Source organism: Streptomyces sp. NPDC051105 (assembly GCF_040682795.1).
Lineage (GTDB): Bacteria > Actinomycetota > Actinomycetes > Streptomycetales > Streptomycetaceae > Streptomyces.
The window spans coordinates 164,572-184,465 of record NZ_JBFBBR010000011.1 but is presented as its reverse complement, the minus strand read 5'-3'; the positions used below and the strand labels follow the sequence as shown (position 1 = coordinate 184,465).

General features: G+C 71.3%; 18 protein-coding genes. 13 read left to right on the top strand and 5 right to left on the bottom strand.

The window, feature by feature from the left end; all coding sequences use genetic code 11:
* Nucleotides 1-108: 108 nt before the first annotated feature.
* The gene (locus AB0N16_RS27000; RefSeq protein ID WP_365800941.1) at nt 109-348 is read right to left on the bottom strand and encodes a heavy-metal-associated domain-containing protein; all 240 of its coding nucleotides are present in this window, start codon (nt 346-348) and stop codon (nt 109-111) included.
* A gap of 73 nt (nt 349-421) precedes the next feature.
* Nucleotides 422-1,372, bottom strand: a complete 951-nt coding sequence (locus AB0N16_RS26995; protein WP_365800939.1) for a PrsW family intramembrane metalloprotease — start codon at nt 1,370-1,372, stop codon at nt 422-424.
* 194 nt (nt 1,373-1,566) lie between these two features.
* On the opposite strand from AB0N16_RS26995, the gene AB0N16_RS26990 reads away from it, so the two are divergent.
* A complete protein-coding gene (locus AB0N16_RS26990; protein WP_365800937.1) occupies nt 1,567-2,610 on the top strand; it encodes a zinc-dependent alcohol dehydrogenase family protein in 1,044 nt (347 codons plus the stop codon).
* 19 nt (nt 2,611-2,629) lie between these two features.
* On the opposite strand, the gene AB0N16_RS26985 is transcribed toward AB0N16_RS26990, so the two are convergent.
* Nucleotides 2,630-2,830: a MerR family transcriptional regulator gene (locus AB0N16_RS26985; RefSeq protein WP_365800935.1), complete on the bottom strand. Its 201-nt coding sequence runs from the start codon at nt 2,828-2,830 to the stop codon at nt 2,630-2,632.
* 385 nt (nt 2,831-3,215) lie between these two features.
* Between AB0N16_RS26985 and iolC the strand changes: the two genes are divergently transcribed.
* From iolC to AB0N16_RS26940, 9 genes are all read left to right on the top strand, one after another.
* Nucleotides 3,216-4,166, top strand: a complete 951-nt coding sequence (iolC, locus tag AB0N16_RS26980) for a 5-dehydro-2-deoxygluconokinase (RefSeq protein ID WP_365800933.1) — start codon at nt 3,216-3,218, stop codon at nt 4,164-4,166.
* A 59-nt stretch (nt 4,167-4,225) separates the two neighbouring features.
* On the top strand, nt 4,226-5,101 hold the full coding sequence (locus AB0N16_RS26975) for a deoxyribose-phosphate aldolase (protein WP_365801189.1): 876 nt from the start codon (nt 4,226-4,228) through the stop codon (nt 5,099-5,101).
* A 7-nt stretch (nt 5,102-5,108) separates the two neighbouring features.
* Nucleotides 5,109-5,933 (top strand): 5-deoxy-glucuronate isomerase, encoded by an 825-nt coding sequence (gene iolB, locus AB0N16_RS26970; protein ID WP_365800931.1) that lies wholly within the window; start codon nt 5,109-5,111, stop codon nt 5,931-5,933.
* On the top strand, nt 5,930-7,801 hold the full coding sequence (gene iolD, locus AB0N16_RS26965; RefSeq protein ID WP_365800929.1) for a 3D-(3,5/4)-trihydroxycyclohexane-1,2-dione acylhydrolase (decyclizing): 1,872 nt from the start codon (nt 5,930-5,932) through the stop codon (nt 7,799-7,801). Before iolB ends, iolD begins: the two co-directional genes overlap by 4 nt.
* A gap of 14 nt (nt 7,802-7,815) precedes the next feature.
* A complete protein-coding gene (mmsA, locus tag AB0N16_RS26960) occupies nt 7,816-9,318 on the top strand; it encodes a CoA-acylating methylmalonate-semialdehyde dehydrogenase (RefSeq protein ID WP_365800927.1) in 1,503 nt (500 codons plus the stop codon).
* A 332-nt stretch (nt 9,319-9,650) separates the two neighbouring features.
* Entirely contained in the window at nt 9,651-11,048 is a 1,398-nt protein-coding gene (locus AB0N16_RS26955; RefSeq protein ID WP_365800925.1) for an APC family permease, read from the top strand.
* Nucleotides 11,049-11,250: 202 nt separating this feature from the next.
* The gene (locus AB0N16_RS26950; RefSeq protein WP_365800923.1) at nt 11,251-13,896 is read left to right on the top strand and encodes a CocE/NonD family hydrolase; all 2,646 of its coding nucleotides are present in this window, start codon (nt 11,251-11,253) and stop codon (nt 13,894-13,896) included.
* A complete protein-coding gene (locus AB0N16_RS26945) occupies nt 13,893-14,747 on the top strand; it encodes an ABC transporter permease (RefSeq protein WP_365800921.1) in 855 nt (284 codons plus the stop codon). The genes AB0N16_RS26950 and AB0N16_RS26945 overlap by 4 nt, the downstream gene beginning before the upstream one ends.
* 165 nt (nt 14,748-14,912) lie before the next feature.
* Nucleotides 14,913-16,418 (top strand): von Willebrand factor type A domain-containing protein, encoded by a 1,506-nt coding sequence (locus tag AB0N16_RS26940; protein WP_365800919.1) that lies wholly within the window; start codon nt 14,913-14,915, stop codon nt 16,416-16,418.
* 402 nt (nt 16,419-16,820) lie between these two features.
* On the opposite strand, the gene AB0N16_RS26935 is transcribed toward AB0N16_RS26940, so the two are convergent.
* Together AB0N16_RS26935 and AB0N16_RS26930 are read right to left on the bottom strand one after the other, a co-directional pair.
* Entirely contained in the window at nt 16,821-17,228 is a 408-nt protein-coding gene (locus AB0N16_RS26935) for a rodlin (protein ID WP_365800917.1), read from the bottom strand.
* Nucleotides 17,229-17,459: 231 nt separating this feature from the next.
* Nucleotides 17,460-17,870 carry a rodlin gene (locus tag AB0N16_RS26930; RefSeq protein WP_365800915.1) on the bottom strand — a complete coding sequence of 137 codons (411 nt, stop codon included), beginning with the start codon at nt 17,868-17,870 and terminating at the stop codon, nt 17,460-17,462.
* 269 nt (nt 17,871-18,139) lie between these two features.
* Here AB0N16_RS26930 and AB0N16_RS26925 point away from each other — a divergent pair, with 269 nt between their 5' ends.
* The 3 genes from AB0N16_RS26925 (at nt 18,140) to AB0N16_RS26915 (ending at nt 19,884) form a co-directional block, all read left to right on the top strand.
* Nucleotides 18,140-18,550 (top strand): rodlin, encoded by a 411-nt coding sequence (locus AB0N16_RS26925; protein WP_365800913.1) that lies wholly within the window; start codon nt 18,140-18,142, stop codon nt 18,548-18,550.
* A 222-nt stretch (nt 18,551-18,772) separates the two neighbouring features.
* Nucleotides 18,773-19,024, top strand: a complete 252-nt coding sequence (locus AB0N16_RS26920) for a chaplin (protein ID WP_365801187.1) — start codon at nt 18,773-18,775, stop codon at nt 19,022-19,024.
* Between the two features lie 119 nt (nt 19,025-19,143).
* Nucleotides 19,144-19,884 (top strand): chaplin, encoded by a 741-nt coding sequence (locus AB0N16_RS26915; RefSeq protein ID WP_365800911.1) that lies wholly within the window; start codon nt 19,144-19,146, stop codon nt 19,882-19,884.
* Nucleotides 19,885-19,894: the final 10 nt, after the last annotated feature.

The following is a 19,894-nucleotide window of genomic DNA, read 5'->3' as shown; positions in this document are numbered from 1 at the left end:
CGGACCGCGCGGATCCAGTATCAGCTGGTCGGCGCGGCCCGGCGGAGAGATACGTTTCCGTCGTACGTACTGCTCGTGCGGCTCGTACCGGCCGCCGGGGCTCTGACGTCAGACGCGGCCGACGAGCTCGAAGCCCGCCTCGTCGACGGCGGCGCGGACCGCCTCCTCGTCGAGCGGGGCCGCGGAGACGACCGTGACCTCACCGCTGGCCGCGACGGCCGTCACCGAGCTGACGCCGGGCAGCCCGGAGATCTCGGCGGAGACGGAACCCTCGCAGTGTCCGCAGCTCATGCCGGTCACCTTGTAGACGGCGGTCACGGAACCCGGGGTATCGGTCTGGGCGGTCATGTCGTTCTCCTCGTGGAGGCGTGTGGGGCCGGTGGGGCCCGCGAGGGAACCCCACTGTTCTCACAGTATACCCCTAGGGGGTATTTCTCCAAGAGGGGTCCCGGCGCGCCAGCGAGCGCACCCAGGCGATGCCGAGCAGCGAGACGAGCACCAGCAGACCGACCGAGAAGAGGGTGAAGAGGTGCTCCTGTGCCGTGGTGGGGCGCGGGATGTACCCCTCGGCGAACAGCCGCCGGTCCAGTCCGGTACCCGCCAGATGCGCCACCAGCCAGATGGCGATGCCGTGCGTGGAGTCCCACAGGGCGTGCAGCAGGGCGACGCCGAGGTAGGTGCCCATGACCGGGGTGGTGAGGCGGAAGCGGCCGTTCGGGCGGCGGCAGGAGAGCAGGACACCGCCCGCGATCGCCGTCCACAGGCCGTGCCCGAAGGGGGCCGGCACCCCGCGCAGCATCTCCGTCTCGATCAGCGCCCGCAGGTCGATGCCCTCGGTGGAGACCGCCGCGTTGAAGGCGTAGCCGGCGCTCTCCAGGGCCGCGAAGCCGAAGCCCACGGCGGCGCCGAGCACCAGCCCGGCGCGCAGGCCCCGGATGCCGGGCAGCCGGCGCAGCACGAACATCAGGGCGCCGAGCTTCACCGCCTCCTCGATCAGGCCGACGGCGACGAACATCCCCCAGGAGGGGCGGACGAGGTAGGACTCCATCACCGAGGCACCCAGCACTCCGAGCGTGCCGCCGGTCAGGAAGCAGCCGAGGATCGCGCTGACCCCGAGGTCGCGGCCGTGCCGCTCGTACGCCCACAGCACGAAGGCGACCGGGACGAGAAAGCTGCCGAGCAGGATGAGCGTCGGCAGCAGCGTGGCGTTCTTCGTCGCGTACGTCACCACCACCGTCAGCGCCCACAGGGCGAGCCCGCCGCCGAGGCAGCGCTTCCACAGGCCGGTGCGGATACGGGGGTACGGCGGTGGCGGCTGCTGCGGACCGGGGATGCGGGCCTGCGGCCGGCGGGGCGGCGGAGAGTGGGTCACGGCGGGGTCCCCCTGGGTGCTCCTGCGGGTGCGGGCGCGGGTGACGGATCGGGCTGGGGCGGTTACCCGCACTTTAGGCATATGCGTTGAATGTCGCAGTCCGAAGAGGGCGGGCGCGGCGGGCCGGAACCGGTGGTGTGCCGCGGTGCCCGGGACGTTTAGCCTTCGCGCAGTCCCCGAAAGGAGCACCCCGCATGCGAGCAGTCGTCTACGACCGCTACGGCAGCCCTGCCGAGGTACGGGACGTGCCGGACCCCCGGCCGGCGCCGCACGGAGTGGTGGTCCGGGTCGAGGCCACCGGCCTGTGCCGGAGCGACTGGCACGGCTGGGCGGGCCACGACCCGGACATCACGCTTCCGCACGTGCCCGGCCATGAACTGGCCGGTGTGGTCGAGGAGGTGGGCGCCGCGGTGACCGCCTGGCGCCCCGGCGACCGGGTCACCGTCCCCTTCGTCTGCGCCTGTGGCCGCTGCCCGTCCTGCGCGGCCGGTGACCAGCAGGTCTGTGAACGCCAGACCCAGCCCGGCTTCACGCACTGGGGCTCCTTCGCCCAGTACGTGGCCCTGGACCACGCCGACGTGAACCTGGTGGCGATCCCGGAGGACATGGCGTACGCGACGGCCGCCTCCCTCGGCTGCCGCTTCGCGACGGCGTTCCGCGCGGTGGTGCAGCGGGGCAGGGTCGCGGCGGGGGAGTGGGTGTCGGTGTACGGCTGCGGAGGCGTGGGCCTGTCGGCGGTGATGATCGCGGCGGCGGCCGGAGCGCGGGTGGTCGCGGTCGACGTGTCGCCCCAAGCCCTGGACCTGGCAAGGAAGTTCGGCGCGGCGCACGGCGTGGACGCGGCGGCCGGCGACGACCCGGCGGCGGCGGTCCGCGAGCTGACCGCCGGCGGCAGCCACCTCTCCCTGGACGCCCTCGGCTCACCGCCCACCGCCGCCGCCTCGGTCAACTCCCTGCGCCGCCGCGGCCGTCACGTCCAGGTGGGCCTGCTGCCGTCCCCGGACGGGACCACCCCCGTGCCCCTGGCCCGTGCGCTCGCCCTCGAACTGGAACTCCTCGGCAGCCACGGCATGGCGGCGCATGCCTACCCCGGCATGCTCGAACTGGTCCGCGCGGGCACCCTCCGTCCCGGCCTCCTGGTGACCTCGACGATCACCCTGGACGCGGCTCCGCAGGCGCTCGCGGCGATGGGCGGCGCGCCGGTGGCGGGGGTGACGGTCATCGAGCCGTGGGCCTGAGTGTCCCGCCGGGCGCGGTTCAGGCGTCTCTGCGGTTTCTGTTGCCCGGCCGGGAGGCGACCCAGGCGCGGACCGTGTCGGCGTACCAGTAGGGCTTGCCGCCCTCGACGTGGTCGGGTGGCGGGAGCAGCCCGTGTTTGCGGTAGGAGCGGACGGTGTCGGGCTGCACCCGGATGTGTGCCGCGATCTCCTTGTAGGACCAGAGCCGTCGGTCGGTCATGAGATGCACCTCCCTGCGCGCACCGCGGGGGCGACCGGAGTCGGTCGTCGGGGGAGCCGGGCGCTGCGCTGGCGATCACAAAGCCTGTGCCCGGTGAACGACGGAGAGTGACTGTGGGCAAGCGGCTGTGGGCGGGGTGTGACCGACAACCCGCGTAGGCGCGACATGTGTGACACAAGAGGGGTGTTTGTGACACAGCTGGGGCACAGGCGCGGGCGAGTGTGCCAGCGGGGCGCGTTGACATGCGTGGGGGCGGGGGTCGCGGAAACCGCCGCGCCGGGTCCGGCCCGCCCATGTGGTCTCGTCCGAATGTCTGGACAAACCATTGACACGACCTCCTGTCCGGGACTACAAACCGGGGGAGAGCCGTGACGAAGGGAAACCGATGGCGTACGACCTGATCACCATGGGGCGGATCGGGGTGGATCTCTATCCGCTCCAGACCGGTGTCCCGCTCGCCCAGGTGTCGTCCTTCGGCAAGTTCCTCGGCGGGTCGGCGACGAACGTGGCCGTGGCGGCCGCCCGCCTCGGCCGGAACACCGCCGTCATCACCCGCACCGGTCAGGACGCCTTCGGCGCCTACCTGCACGAGGCGCTGCGCGACTTCGGGGTGGACGACCGCTGGGTCACCGCCGTGCCCGGACTGAACACCCCGGTCACCTTCTGCGAGGTCTTCCCGCCGGACGACTTCCCGCTGTACTTCTACCGGCAGCCCAAGGCCCCGGACCTGGAGATCGACGCCCACGAGCTGGACCTCGACGCCGTCCGGGACGCCCGCACCTTCTGGGTCACCGGCACCGGCCTGAGCGAGGAGCCCAGCCGTACGGCGACCCTCGCGGCCCTCGCCCACCGCGCCAAGGCCGGGACCACCGTCTTCGACCTCGACTGGCGGCCGATGTTCTGGAGCGACCCGGAGTCGGCCCGCCCCTTCTACGCCGAGGCCCTCAAGCACACCACCGTCGCCGTCGGCAACCTCGACGAGGTCGAGGTGGCGACCGGCGTGCGCGAGCCGCAGGCCGCCGCGCAGGCCCTGCTCGACGCCGGGGTCGAGATCGCCGTCGTCAAGCAGGGGCCCAAGGGCGTCCTCGCCGTCAACCGGGACGGTGACTCCGCCGAGGTACCGCCACTGCCGGTGAACGTCCTCAACGGGCTCGGCGCCGGTGACGCCTTCGGCGGTTCCCTCTGCCACGGCCTCCTCGAAGGCTGGGACCTGGAGAAGATCATGCGGCACGCCAACGCGGCCGGCGCCATCGTGGCCTCCCGCCTGGAGTGCTCCTCCGCCATGCCGACCGGCGAAGAGATCACGGCCGCGCTCGCCGCCGGAGCGGTGCTGTGAGGGCCGGCCGCGTCGCGGGCGCCCACCACGACGGCGCGACCCCCGCCAGGCAGCCGGGCGTGGACATCTCGGCCCTGGTCCACACCCGCACCCACCACCCCGAGGCCATCGCCGAGGCGGCCGCGCGAAGAACCCGCCGTCCGCTCCTCGACGAGGACGGCAGGCTGATGATCGTCGCCGCCGACCACCCGGCCCGCGGTGCCCTCGGCGTGGGCGGCGACAAGCTCGCCATGGCCAACCGGGCGGAACTGCTGGAGCGGCTCTGCCTGGCGCTGTCCCGGCCCGGCGTCGACGGCGTCCTCGCCACCGCCGACATCCTCGACGACCTGCTGCTGCTCGGCGTCCTCGACGGCAAGGTCGTCATGGGCTCGATGAACCGCGGCGGACTGCAGGGCGCCCGCTTCGAACTCGACGACCGCTTCACCGGGCACCGCGCCGAGGACATACAGCGCCTCGGGTTCGACGCCGGCAAGCTGCTGCTGCGGATCGACTACGACGACCCGGGCTCGCTGACCACCCTGGAGTCCACCGCCCGCGCCATCGACGACATGGCCGCGCGCCGGCTCCCGGTCTTCGTCGAGCCGTTCATCAGCAGCCGTACCCGCGAGGGCAAGGTCAAGAACGACCTGTCCGCCGAGGCGGTCACCCGGTCCATCGCCATCGCCTCCGGCCTCGGCGGGAGTTCGGCCTACACCTGGCTGAAGCTCCCGGTCACCGAGAACCCCGACGACATGGCCCAGGTCATGGAGACGTCCACCCTCCCCGCCGTGCTGCTGGGCGGCGAAGTGGGCGATGACCAGGACGGCGCGTACGAGAAGTGGCGCAGCGCCCTCCAACTCCCCACCGTGCGCGGCCTGGTGGTCGGCCGCTCGCTGCTGTACCCGGCGGACGGCGACGTGGCCGCCGCCGTGGACACCGCCGTAGGACTGCTGTGAGGCCCTGATGACGACCAACGAGCTGCACCTGGGCAAGGGTTCGACCGCGAACGCGCAGTACGCGCTCGACATCGACCCGAAGCGGGCCGGCTGGGCGCACAGCAGCCTGCGGATCGTCGAACTGGCGCCTGGCGGTAGCCACTTGTTCACCACGGGGGACAGTGAGTGGATCGTGCTTCCGCTGGCAGGCGGTTGTACGGTGCGAACGGAGGGAACAGAGTTCCAGATCCTGGGCCGGGAGAGCGTGTTCGCCGGAGTCTCCGACTTCGTCTACGTACCCCGGGACGCCCAGGTCCAGATCGCCTCCGGCGCGGGAGGCCGCTTCGCCCTGGCAGGAGCGAAGTGCGAGCGACGACTCCCCGCCCGCTACGGCCCCGCGCCGGAGGTCCCCGTCGAAGACCGCGGCAGCGGCACCAGCGCCCGCCGGGTGCGCAACTTCGCCTCCGCGGACGCCTTCGACTGCGACAAGCTGATCGCCGTCGAGGTGATCACCCCCGGCGGCAACTGGTCCTCGTACCCGTCGCACAAGCACGACGAGCACCGGCCCGGCGAGGAGTCGGAGCTGGAGGAGATCTACTACTTCGAGATCGACGGACCGAACGGTTTCGGCTATCAGCGCGTATTCCCCTCCCGTGAGGGCGGTACGGACGTCCTCGCCGAGGTCCGCTCCGGCGACGTCGTGCTGGTCCCCGACGGATGGCACGGCCCGTCGATCGCGCAGCCCGGGCACGACATGTACTACCTGAACGTCATGGCGGGGCCGGGTGAGACACGGGAGTGGCGGATCTGCTTCCATCCGGCCCACGTAGAAAGCGCAGAGGGGTATCGATGACGATACGGCTCACCGTCGCGCAAGCGCTTGTCCGCTTCCTCACCGCCCAGTACACCGAACGGGACGGCGAGCGCCGCCGCCTGATCGGCGCCACCTGGGGCATCTTCGGCCACGGCAACGTGGCCGGCCTCGGCCAGGCACTCCTGGAGCACGCGGACGACATGCCGTACCACCAGGGCCGCAACGAACAGGCCATGGTGCACGCGGCGGTCGGCTACGCGCGTCAATCGAACCGGCTCGCCACGCACGCCGTCACCACCTCCATCGGCCCCGGCGCCACCAACCTGGTCACCGGCGCCGCCCTCGCCACGATCAACCACCTCCCGGTCCTGCTGCTGCCCGGCGACGTCTTCGCGACCCGCCCCGCCGACCCGGTCCTCCAGCAGCTCGAAGTCCCGCACGCCGCCGACGTGTCGGTCAACGACACCCTGCGCCCGGTGTCGAGGTTCTTCGACCGGATCACCCGCCCCGAGCAGCTGATCCCGTCGGCCCTCGCCGCCATGCGCGTGCTCACCGACCCCGTAGAGACCGGCGCGGTGACGCTCGCGCTCCCGCAGGACGTCCAGGCCGAGGCGTACGACTGGCCGGCGGAGTTCTTCACCGAGCGGGTGTGGACGGTACGACGGCCGGGCGCCGATCCGGTCGAACTCGCCGCCGCCGTACGGGCGATCAGGAGTGCCCAGCGGCCCCTGGTGATCGCGGGCGGCGGGGTCCACCACAGCCGCGCCGAAGCCGTCCTCGCCGAGTTCGCCGAGGCCACCCGCATCCCGGTGGCGTCCACGCAGGCCGGCAAGGGCTCGCTGCGCTGGGACCACCCGCAGGACGTCGGCGGCGTCGGCCACACCGGCACCGCCACCGCCGACGAACTCGCCCGCACCGCCGACCTGGTGATCGGCGTCGGCACCCGCTACACCGACTTCACCACGGCCTCCGGCACCCTCTTCGAGAACCCGGACGTCCGCTTCCTCAACCTCAACATCGCGCCCCACGACGGCCACAAGCTCGCCGGTCTGCCCCTGATCGCCGACGCCCGCGGCGGTCTCGCGGAACTGAAGAAGGCCCTGGAAGGCCACCGGACCGCCGACTCCTACGTCACCGAGTACACCGAGGACAAGGAGCGCTGGGAACAGCGCGTCGACGCCTGCTACGAGGCCGAGGAGCCGGACATCCGGCCGACCCAGCCGCAGGTCCTCGGCGCCCTGGACGCGCTCGTCGACGAGACCGACGTCGTGATCAACGCGGCCGGCTCGCTCCCCGGCGACCTGCACCGGATGTGGCGGACCCGCTCGTACGACCAGTACCACCTGGAGTACGGCTACTCGTGCATGGGCTACGAGATCCCGGCCGCCATCGGGGTGAAACTCGCGGCGCCGGAGCGCAACGTCTGGGCGCTGGTCGGCGACGGCACGTATCTGATGATGCCGACCGAGATCGTCACCGCCGTACAGGAGGGGACAGCCATCAAGGTGCTGCTGGTGCAGAACCACGGCTACGCCTCCATCGGCGGACTCTCCGAGTCGGTGGGCGGCGAGCGGTTCGGCACCGCGTACCGCTACCCCTCGGCGGACGGCACCTTCACCGGTGCCCCGCTCCCGGTCGACCTGGCCGCCAACGCGGCCAGCCTCGGCATGCGCGTCCTGCGCGCCAAGACCGTCCGTGACCTGCGCTCGGCGCTCGCCGAGGCGCGGGCCGCCGACACTCCCACATGTGTCTACGTGGAGACCGAAACGGCCGACACTGTGTCGGGCCCGCCTCCCGCGCAGGCCTGGTGGGATGTACCTGTGGCCGAGACCGCGACCCGAGCGTCCGCGGTCAAGGCACGTGAGCTGTACGAACGGCACGTCTCCACCCGACGCCGCCATCTGTGAAGGAGTAACCGGTCATGACGAAGATCGTCAACCACTGGATCGGCGGCAAGTCCGTCGACGGCACGTCGGGGAATTTCGGGCCGGTCACCGACCCGGCCACCGGCGCGGTCACCACGAAGGTCGCGTTCGCCTCCGTCGACGAGGTCGACGCCGCGGTCGCCGCCGCCAAGGACGCCTACGCGACCTGGGGCCAGTCCTCGCTGGCCAAGCGCACGGAGATCCTGTTCCGTTTCCGTGCCCTGCTGGACGCCAACCGGGACGCGATCGCGGAGCTGATCACCGCCGAGCACGGCAAGGTGCACTCGGACGCGCTCGGTGAGGTCGCGCGTGGCCTGGAGATCGTGGACCTGGCCTGTGGCATCAACGTGCAGCTGAAGGGCGAGCTGTCCACGCAGGTCGCGTCCCGCGTGGACGTCTCCTCGATCCGCCAGCCGCTGGGTGTGGTCGCGGGCATCACGCCGTTCAACTTCCCGGCGATGGTCCCGATGTGGATGTTCCCGATCGCCATCGCGACCGGCAACACCTTCGTCCTCAAGCCGTCCGAGAAGGACCCCTCCGCCTCCATCAAGCTCGCCGAGCTGCTGGCCGAGGCCGGGCTGCCGGACGGTGTCTTCAACGTCGTGCACGGTGACAAGGTGGCCGTGGACCGGCTCCTGGAGCACCCGGACGTCAAAGCCGTGTCCTTCGTCGGCTCGACCCCGATCGCCCGCTACATCCACACCACCGCCTCCGCGAACCACAAGCGGGTGCAGGCGCTGGGCGGTGCCAAGAACCACATGCTGGTCCTCCCGGACGCCGACCTGGACGCGGCGGCCGACGCGGCCGTCTCCGCGGCCTACGGCTCGGCGGGCGAGCGCTGCATGGCCATCTCGGCCGTGGTCGCGGTCGGCGCGATCGGCGACGAGCTGGTGGCGAAGATCCGCGAGCGCGCCGAGAAGATCAAGATCGGCCCCGGCAACGACCCGACCTCCGAGATGGGCCCGCTGATCACGGCCGTGCACCGCGACAAGGTGGCCTCCTACGTCTCCGGTGCCGCCGCCGAGGGTGCCGAGGTCGTCCTGGACGGCACCGGCTACACGGTCGAGGGCTTCGAGGACGGCCACTGGATCGGCATCTCGCTGCTCGACAAGGTGCCCACCACCGCCAAGGCCTACCAGGACGAGATCTTCGGCCCGGTGCTGTGCGTCCTGCGCGTGGAGACGTACGAGGAGGGTGTGGCGCTGATCAACTCCTCCCCCTTCGGCAACGGCACCGCGATCTTCACCCGGGACGGCGGCGCGGCCCGCCGCTTCCAGCTGGAGATCGAGGCCGGCATGGTCGGTGTGAACGTGCCGATCCCGGTCCCCGTCGGCTACCACTCCTTCGGTGGCTGGAAGGACTCGCTCTTCGGCGACCACCACATCTACGGCAACGACGGCACGCACTTCTACACCCGCGGCAAGGTCGTCACGACCCGCTGGCCGGACCCGTCCGAGGCCCCGGCCGGTGTCGACCTGGGCTTCCCGCGCAACCACTGAGAGTGACCGACTGACGCTGTCGGGGCCGTCCGGATACCGGACGGCCCCGACTTTTTTTTATCGGCGGTGCTGCGGTTCCCGTGTGGACGGGATGAATCGGATGACTTAGGCATTCTTGATGTGCGACCTTCAAAACCAAGGTCATGTGGTCGGAAGGTTTGATGATTGACCTATTGGCCCGTCCGCACCTGTGAAAGCGATGCGACCCCGGTCGCTTTACGAGTGCGGAATCCGAAGGTAAACAGCCATTGACGCAGCGGTTTTCGTCGGGGTTCCATGCAGCACGGCCCAACCGCCGGAGGCATCCGCAACGACGCGATCGGAACCGCCGCATGACCGACACGCTCCGCCCCGTCGAGACCGCCCTCCCCGAGGTGTCCGACAGTCCCAAGACGCTCAAGCGCTCCATCGGCGTGGTCGGCGGCACCCTCCTGACCCTCTCCTGCGTGACCCCCGCCTCGACGCTCTTCGTGGTCGTGCCCGACCTGTTCGGATCCCTCGGCACCGCCACCGCCCTGACGATCGCCATCGGCTCCCTCCTCTGTATCGCCGTGGCGTTCTGCTACTCGGAGCTGGGCACGCTCATCCCGAGCGCGGGCGGCGAGTACGCGATGGTCTCCACGATGGCGGGCCGCCTGGCCGGCTGGCTGGTCTTCGTCCTCTCCCTCCTCGTCGTGATGATCGTGCCCCCGGTGATCGCCATGGGCACGGCCGACTACCTGGCCCCGATCGTCCACCTGGACCCCGCCATGACCGGCGCCGGCGTGATGCTCCTCGCGACCCTCGCCGGCCTCCTGGACCTGCGCGCGAACGCCTGGATCACCGGCATCTTCCTGGTCCTGGAGGTCATCGCGGCCGGCGTGGTGGCCGTGCTGGGCTTCTCCCACAGCCACCGCGGAGCCGGCAGCCTCACCTCCATGCAGGTGGCGGACGCGGGCGGCCACACCACCACCGTCACCGCGATGCTGGTGGTCTCCGGCCTGGCCATCGCCCTCTTCGTCACCCAGGGCTTCTCCACGGCGGTCTACCTCTCCGAGGAACTGGAGAACCCGCGCCGCAACGTAGCCCGTACGGTGCTGGCCACCCTCGCCATCTCCACGGTGATCATCCTCGTCCCGGTGGCCGCGATCACCATGGGCGCGACCGACCTCAAGGCCCTCACCGGCGGCGACATCAGCTCCATGGTCACCGCCTGGTCCAACTCCGCGGTCGGCACGTTCGTAAGCCTCTGCGTGGCCCTCGCGATCATCAACGCGGGCATCGTCATGGTCATCCAGAACTCCCGCGTCCTGTTCGCCTCGGCCCGCGACAAGGCGTGGCCGGCGCCGGTCAACAGCGCCCTCTCCCGCCTGGGCCGCTTCGGCTCCCCCTGGGTGGCCACGCTCGCCGTCGGCGTCCCCGGCGCCCTGCTCTGCTTCGTCAACCTGGACACCCTGTACGGCGTGACGGGCGTGTCGGTGACCGGCATGTACCTCCTGGTCGCCGTCGCCGCGCTGCTGGCCCGCCGGGGCGCCCACAAGCACACCCCGGCCTGGCGCATGCCCCTCTGGCCGGCCATGCCGATCGTGCTCATCGCCGTCCTCGCCTACATCCTCACCCAGCAGGAAACGACCTACCTCCTCTGGACCGGCGGCATCACAGCAGCGGCAACCCTCTACTGGGCCTTCTACCTCCGCCCCCGCAAGGAAACCCACTGGGTGGTCTCGATCCCGGAGGACGCCCAGGTTTAAGGGAGGGGCGAGTGGAGCGCCCCGTCAGGGGCGCGGGGAACTGCGCGCTCAGCCCCCACCCACCCGCACCCGAAGTCGCCCCGGCGCCCCCGGCGTACCGCACCCGAAGTACGCGGCAACGCGTCCGTACTCCTCGGGGATGGCCAGGGGTTCACCCCACCGTCGGCATCGGATGTCGGTCCAGGCCCGTACCGTTGAGGGCATGGATCTTCGACCCCCCGGCCTACGAGCCCTGCTCCGGCGGCCGCGGCGACTTCTGTCCGCCGCGGCCGCCGTCGTCGTGCTCGTGGGCGCCGGCACCTGGACGGCCGTCGCGTCCGACGACCCGCCCCCGGTGCACCGGTCCGACAACGTCATGGCCGTCGACGGGGTACAGCTGGACACCTCGTTCTTCACCACCCCCGGCCCCGGCCGACGTCCCGCGGTCCTCCTCGCCCACGGCTTCGGCGGCTCCAAGGCCGACATGCGCCAGGAGGCCGAGGACCTCGCCCGCCAGGGCTACGCGGTCCTCACCTGGTCCGCCCGCGGCTTCGGCAGGTCCACCGGGAAGATCGGCCTCAACGACCCGAAGGGCGAGGTCGCCGACGTCTCCCGGCTCATCGACTGGCTGGCCGAGCAGCCGCAGGTCCAGCTCGACAAGCCCGGCGACCCCCGCGTCGGCATGGCCGGCGGCTCCTACGGCGGCGCGATCTCCCTCCTGGCCGCCGGCTACGACCAGCGCGTGGACGCGATCGCCCCGTCGATCACGTACTGGAACCTCGCGGACGCCCTGTTCCCGAACGGCGTGTTCAAGAAGCTGTGGGCCGGGATCTTCTTCAACACCGGCGGCGGCTGCGCCAGGTTCGAGCCGGCGCTGTGCGCGATGTACGACCGGGTCGCCGAGTCGGGCAGGCCGGACGCGGCCGCGGTCAGCCTCCTGGCGGAACGCTCGCCGTCGGCCGTCGGCACCCGCATCAAGGTGCCCACCCTCCTCTTCCAGGGCCAGACCGACTCCCTCTTCACGCTCGCCCAGTCCGACGCCGCCGCGAAGGCGATCCGGGCCAACGGCGCCCCCGTCGACGTCGACTGGATCGCCGGCGGGCACGACGGCGGCGACCTGGAGACGAGCCGCGTCGAGGGCCGGATCACCTCCTGGTTCGACCGCTACCTGAAGGACGACAAGGCCACCGGCACCGGCCCCGCCTTCCGGATCACCCGCACCGGAGGCGTCGACTCCACCGACGGCGCCGCCCAGCTGCGGGGCGCGACCTCGGACAGCTACCCCGGCCTGGAGAGCGACCGGAAGTCCATCGCCCTGACGGGCGGCACACAGCGCGTCCAGAACCCGGCGGGCGCCACCCCGCCCGCCGTCTCCGCGCTGCCCGGCCTCGGCGCCGGCGGCGGCCTCGCCCAGCTCTCCTCCCTCGGCGTCGGCGTCTCCCTGGACTTCCCGGGCCAGTACGCCCGCTTCGACTCGGCGCCCGTCGCCGACAACGTGCAGATCACCGGCTCGCCCACGGCCACCGTCCACATCACCTCGACGAGCGACGACGCCGTGCTCTTCGGCAAGGTGTACGACGTCGGCCCGGCCGGCACCCAGCAGGTACTGCCCTCCCAGCTGGTCGCCCCGATCCGCGTCGAGGGAACGAGGTCCGGCAAGGACGTCACGATCACCCTCCCGGCGATCGACCACGAGGTGCAGAAGGGCCACCGGCTGCGCCTGGTCCTCGCCTCCACCGACCTCGGCTACGCCTCCCCGACCGCCCCGGCGACCTATACGGTCTCCCTCAAGAGCGCCCTCGGTGTGCCGACGGCACCCCAGGTGGACACGGCCGCCGCGGCGCTGCCGGCCTGGGTGTGGTGGCTGCCGCCGGCCGGAGCGCTCGCCGCCCTGGCCCTGCTGCTCACCGGCCGCCGCCGTACCACCCCGGCACCCGACCCCGAACTGGCCGAAGTCCCGCTGCAGATCACGGACCTGACCAAGCGCTACGCCGGCTCCACGGACCGGTACGCGGTTCGCGAGCTGTCCTTCCGCGTCCAGAAGGGCCAGGTCCTCGGCCTGCTCGGCCCGAACGGCGCGGGCAAGACCACCACCCTCCGCATGCTGATGGGCCTGATCACGCCGGACGGCGGCGAGATCCGGGTCTTCGGCCACGCCATCCGGCCGGGCGCCCCCGTCCTCTCCCGGGTCGGCGCCTTCGTGGAGGGCCCAGGCTTCCTGCCGCACCTCTCCGGCCGGGAGAACCTGGAGCTGTACTGGCAGGCCACCGGCCGTCCGGCGGCCGACTCCCACATCGAGGAGGCCCTGGAGATCGCGGGCCTCGGCGACGCACTGGCCCGCGCGGTCCGCACCTACTCGCAGGGCATGCGCCAGCGCCTCGCCATCGCCCAGGCCATGCTCGGCCTGCCCGACCTGCTCATCCTCGACGAACCGACCAACGGCCTCGACCCGCCGCAGATCCGCGAGATGCGCGAGGTGATGATCCGGTACGCGGCCGCCGGCCGGACGGTGATCGTCTCCAGCCATCTCCTCGCCGAGGTCGAGCAGTCCTGCACCCACCTCGTGGTGATGGACCGCGGCCGGCTCATACAGGCCGGCCCGGTCGCGGAGATCGTCGGTTCCGGCGACACCCTGCTCGTCGGCACCGGCGTGCCCGTGGAGGAGCCCGTGGTGGAGAAGGTGGCCGCGCTGCCCGGTGTCGCCTCGGTGACCCGCGCGGACGACGGACTGCTGGTCCGCATGGAGCCCGGCGGCAGCGCACCGCGACTGGTCGCCGAACTCGTCCGGCTCGACGTACCCGTGGCCTCCGTGGGCCCCCACCGCCGTCTCGAAGACGCCTTCCTGACCCTGATCGGAGGTTCCGCATGAGCACGCTCACCGAGGTCGCCTCCGGCTATCAGGCGGGCCGCACCCTGCCGCTGCGCGTCGAGCTGGTCCGCCAGCTGAAGCGCCGCCGCACCCTGGTGATGGGCGGGATCCTCGCCGTACTGCCGTTCGTCCTGCTGATCGCGTTCGCCATCGGCGGCCAGCCGGGCGAGCGGAACGGCCAGGTCACCCTGCTGGACACGGCCACCGCGTCCGGCGCCAACTTCGCCGCGGTCAACCTGTTCGTGTCGGCGGGGTTCCTGCTGGTCATCCCGGTCGCCCTGTTCTGCGGGGACACGGTGGCCTCGGAGGCCAGCTGGTCCTCCCTGCGCTATCTGCTCGCCGCACCCGTGCCCCGGGTCCGACTGCTGTGGTCCAAGCTGGTCGTCGCCCTCGGCCTCAGCCTGGCCGCGATGGTCCTGCTGCCGCTGGTCGCCCTGGCCGTCGGCAGCGCCGCCTACGGCTGGGGGCCGCTCCAGATCCCGACCGGCGGCGAACTCGGCACCGGCACGGCGGCCCAGCGCCTCGCGGTCGTGGTGGCGTACGTCTTCCTGTCCCAACTGGTCACCGCGGGGCTGGCGTTCTGGCTCTCCACCAAGACGGACGCGCCCCTCGGCGCGGTCGGCGGCGCGGTCGGCCTGACCATCGTCGGCAACGTCCTGGACGCGGTCACCGCCCTCGGCCACTGGCGCGACTTCCTGCCCGCGCACTGGCAGTTCGCCTGGGCGGACGCCGTACAGCCGCATCCCGAGTGGTCCGGCATGATCCAGGGAACGGCGATTTCCATAACGTACGCCCTGGTGCTGTTCGCCCTGGCCTTCCGGGGTTTCGCCCGCAAGGACGTGGTCTCCTAGGTCACCGGACGATCTCCCTCCGGCATCGACGGCGCTGGTCCGTGCCCGGTTCGAGATCCATCCGCAACGCTTTGGGTCGCACGTTCCACCCCCTCGCGCCGTCAGAGTCGGCACAGAGCCAGAGGGCCAGCAGGCCGACTCCGACCGGCACAGGGGGCACATCAGATGGAGCGCTACCGGATACGACGCACCCGAGGGGCACTGCTCGCCCTCACCACCACGGCCACCCTGCTGCTGACGGCCTGTGGCGCGGGCGACGGCAGCCACTCGACCAGCGACTCGAAACAGAGCAACGGCCTTCCGGCTCCGGCTCCCAGCCGGCCGCAGGACGAGGACTCCGCGACCACCCCGGCCTCCGACTACCTCTCCACCTTCGCCCTGGACGTCGACACCGCGTCCTACGGCTACGCCCGCCGCACCCTCGCCGACGGCGAGCGCCCCGCCCCCTCGACCGTCCGCGCCGAGGAGTTCGTCAACAGCTTCCGCCAGGACTACCCGGCCCCCGACGGCAACGGCTTCACGGTCACGGTGGACGGCGCCCGCACCAGCGACCCGGACTGGTCCCTGGTCCGGGTGGGCCTCGCCACCCGCCCCGAGGACGCCACCGGCGAACGCCCGCCCGCGGCCCTCACCTTCGTCATCGACGTCTCCGGCTCCATGGACGAGCCGGGCCGGCTGGACCTCGCCAAGAAGTCCCTGGACACGATGACCGACCGGCTGCGCGACGACGACTCGGTCGCGATCGTCGCCTTCAGCGAACACGCCGAGACGGTCCTGCCGATGACCCGCCTCGCCGGTCACCGCGGCGAGATCCACCACGCCGTCGACAGCCTGGCCGCCCTCTACTCCACCAATCTCGGCGAGGGCGTGGAGACCGGCTACGCCACCGCCGTCGAAGGCCTGCGCAAGGACGCCACCAACCGTGTCGTCCTGATCTCCGACGCGCTCGCCAACGACGGCGAGACCGAGCCCGACGCCATCCTGAAACGCATCGACGGCGACCGCCGCGAGTACGGCATCACGCTGTTCGGCGTGGGCGTCGGCAGCGACTACGGCGACGCGCTCATGGAACGCCTCGCCGACAAGGGCGACGGGCACACCACGTACGTCTCCGACACCGCCACCGCGACCCGGGTCTTCTGCGAGCAACTCCCGCAGAACATCGACCTGGTGGCCCGCGACGCCAAGGCCCAGGTCGCCTTCGACCCGCATACGGTCGCCGACTTCCGCCTGATCGGCTACCGGGACCGGAAGGTCGCCGACGGGGACTTCCGCGACGACCGGGTGGACGGCGGCGAGGTGGGCCCCGGCCACACGGTGACCGCCCTCTACGCGGTCCGCACCAAACCGAACGCGGAGGGCCACCTGGCCACCGCCACGGTCCGCTGGCTGGACCCCGAGACCCGCACCCCGCACGAGAACACGGGCGCGATGGAAACCGGCACGCTGCACGACTCGGTCTGGACGGCGTCCCCGCGCTTCCAGGTGACGGCGGTGGCGGCGTACTTCGCGGACGAGCTGGGAGGAGGGGACTACCGCATCCCCGGGAAGCCGGGCCTCGGCACCCTGCGTTCCCGAGCCACCGCACTGGCACGGACGACAGAGGACAAGAACGTATCCGACCTGGCGACAGCCATCAGAGAGGCGGATCGTTCGCCCTCCGCGAGCTGAAGCGCGCCCCAAAGGGGCGCGGGGCTGTATCAAGGTGCGGCTACCGCCGCGTGGGCGCGACCAGCCCCCATCCACCCGCACCCGAAACCCAACCCCAACCCGTCCCCACCCATTGACGCATCCTTAGGACCGGCTGCGCAGCCGGTCGCCGGTCGGCCAGTGCCTGGTCGTCGGCGACAACCGGCCGTTCGTCGCCGCCCTGATCACCCTCGACCCCGAGGCGGTCGCGCACTGGCTGTCCGTACGGAAGCTGCAGATCGAGGCGCTGTACCGAAAGTGAGCCGCGGGGCGTGGAAAAGGCGGCGGGCCACCGGAAGAACCGGTGGCCCGCCGCCCGCCGCCCGCCGCCCGCCGCCCGCCGCCCGCCGCCCGCCGCCCGCCGTCCGCCGAGCGTGTGCCGGACTACTTGTTGCCGGTGCCGTTGGCCGCGAGGACCGCGATGTCGTCGAGGATGTGCGAGAGCGGCTCGTCGCCCTTGGCCTGGGTGGAGTTCTCGACGCACTGCTGGTTCTGCGGGGAGGACAGGACGTTGATGTCCTGGACGTTGATCGGGACGGCGCCGACGAGGCCCTGCAGGTTCAGCTTGGCGGGCAGGCCGACGCACGGCTTGTTGAGCGACCCCTGGACCAGCGAGAGCTGCGGGCTCTGGTCGCCGAACGTGGCCGAGTTGCCGAACTCCGACTTGGCGCCGTTACCGCTGGCCGAGGTGGTGCCGTTGTCGTTGCCGGTGGCCAGGGCCTGGGGAGCGGCCGTGGCCGCGAACCCGGCGACAGTGGCGGCAACGGCCGCGGTTGCCCACAGCTTCTTCATGTTCATTCCCTTTCGAAATGCGGACTCCCGGGAGGAGCTGCGTGATCGTCAACGGCCGAAACCGCGCCGGGGTTGCGTGCTTTGCCCCCATTGGAGCAGCGCAGTCCGATTAGGCGACGAGCGCTCCGCCGGGGGCGCGTGTGCCGGAAACGCCGCAGGCCGGCGGGCCGCCGGAAAACCGGCGGTCCACCGGCCGAGGGCACCTGGCGGAGGGCCTGGAAGGCGTCTGGACTACTTGTTGCCGGTGCCGTTGGCCGCGAGGACCGCGATGTCGTCGAGGATGTGCGAGAGCGGCTCGTCGCCCTTGGCCTGGGTGGAGTTCTCGACGCACTGCTGGTTCTGCGGGGAGGACAGGACGTTGATGTCCTGGACGTTGATCGGGACGGCGCCGACGAGGCCCTGCACGTTCCCCTTGACGGGCAGGCCGATGCACGGCTTGTTGAAGGAGCCCTGGATGAGCGCCAGCTGGGGGCTCATGCTGCCGTACGTGGCGGAGTTGCCGAACGCCTGCGAGGCGCCGTTGCCACTCGCCGAGGTGGTGCCGTGGTCGTTGCCGGTGGCCAGGGCCGGCGAGGCGGCGACAGCGGTGGCACCGGCCACGGAGGCGGCGACAGCGGCGACGGCCAGAACCTTCTTGATCACTTGTATTTCCCTTCTGGAAAAACCCCGTCCACCGGAGCCCACTGGTCAACTCCCGGCGATGCGATTGGTTGCTCCGCTTCACTCCGATGGCGCACGGTCCGGTAATCCCCCCCGACATCGCCGTGGGCGCGCGGTCGTACGGGAATTCCGGGCGGTCACCGGTCCGATCGGGTGACGTGTCGCACCCCCGCCGCAACCATTCCGGACGCAGTCGGTTGATCGAGGGCAGGAACGTGCGTCTGCGCACGGAGCCAGGAAAGGAAAGCGAAATGCTGAAGAAGGCAATGGCCGCGGTGGCGGTCGCCGCGTCCGTCGTAGGTGTGTCGGCGGCGGCAGCCCCCCAGGCGCTTGCCACCGGCAACGACCACGGCACCACCTCCGCCAGCGGCAACGGCGCCAAGTCGGAGTTCGGCAACCAGGTGACCAAGGGCAAGATGAGCCCGCAGGCCACCCTGGTGCAGAGCTCCCTGAACAAGCTGTGCGTCGGTCTGCCTGTCAAGGGGAACGTGCAGGCCCTCCTCGGCGCCGTCCCGATCGACGTCCAGGACGTCAACGTGCTGTCCGCGCCGCAGAACCAGCAGTGCGCCGAGAACTCCACCCAGGCCAAGGGCGACGAGCCGCTCTCGCACATCCTCGACGACATCTCGGCTCTCTCCGCCAACGGCGCCGGCAATCAGTGACATCCTGGCGGTCATGGAAAGTCCGCTCGGGCGGCGCGTATTCTCGCGCCGCCCGAGCGGCTTTCGTCGAGGTTGCGTCAATTCGGTGAAGGCGTTCGAGTGAATTACCCGACGGCGCGCGTTCCGTAGTTTCTTCGACTGCCTATTTCTCGTTCTACAGTCTGCCGGTCATGGTGCGAGCCGTTCATGCTGTGCTCGCTCGGTTTCGGCCGTCATACGGGCATGACCGCAGAGAAGGGAAAGTTCATGAAGAAGACCGCTGCTGTCGCCGCCGGTGCAATCCTGGCCCTGGGCGCTGCCGTTCCGGCCTTCGCGGACGCGGATGCCGAGGCTGCTGCCGTCGCTTCCCCCGGAGTTGTCTCCGGCAATGTGATCCAGGTCCCGATCCACATTCCGATCAACATCTGTGGCAACACCGTCAACGTCATCGCGGCTCTGAACCCCGCGGTGGGCAACGTCTGCCTCAACCACTGACAACGTCAGCGCAGCGCACCAGCCGTCCGGCTGTGTCACGGCCGGCCTCGGACCGTCGAGCCTTCGCATCCGCGCTCCGAGGCCGGTTTTTTCCACTTCTGAGCAGGAAGACAACGAGATTGCGACAGACCCTCAGCAGGGGAATGGTCGTGGCGGCCGCCGCGGCCGGCATGCTGTCCCTGTACGCCAGTCCCGCGCTCGCCGACACGGACGCGACCGGGACCGCAGGCGGTTCACCGGGTGTCGTGTCCGGCAACAACGTCCAGGCCCCGGTGAACGTGCCGGTCAACCTGTGCGGCAACTCGGTCGACGTGGCCGCCGCGCTGAACCCGGCCTTCGGCGGCTCCTGTGCGAACGCATCGGATTCCGGCGAGCACTCCGACGACCGCGCGTCCGAGACGTCCTACGGCGACTCGGGCGCCGACACCTCGGGCTACGGCAGTACGGGTTGCGACTCGGGTTACGGGGCCGAAGGCTCGCCCGGCAACACCCCGTCCCCCTACGGAGACGAGACCTCGCCCCCCTACGGAGACGAGACCTCGCCTCCCTGTGGCGAGACGACGCCCCCGCCGAGCCCGACGCCCCCGCCGCGCCCGACACCCTCGTCGAGCCAGACACCCTCGTCGCCGAGCCCGACGCCTCCGCCGAGCCGGACGCCCTCGTCGCCGAGTCCGACACCTCCACCGCCGAGCCCGACACCTCCGCCCGGCGGCGGGCACCACCAGGGATCCGTGCCCACTCTGCCGCACACCGGCAGTGACCGTGGGGCCACGCTCGCGGCCTCGGCCGCCAGCGCCGCGCTGATCGCGGCCGGGACGATGCTGTACCGACGAGGCCGCGCCGGGTCTCGCCGGTCCTAGCCCGCCGGGT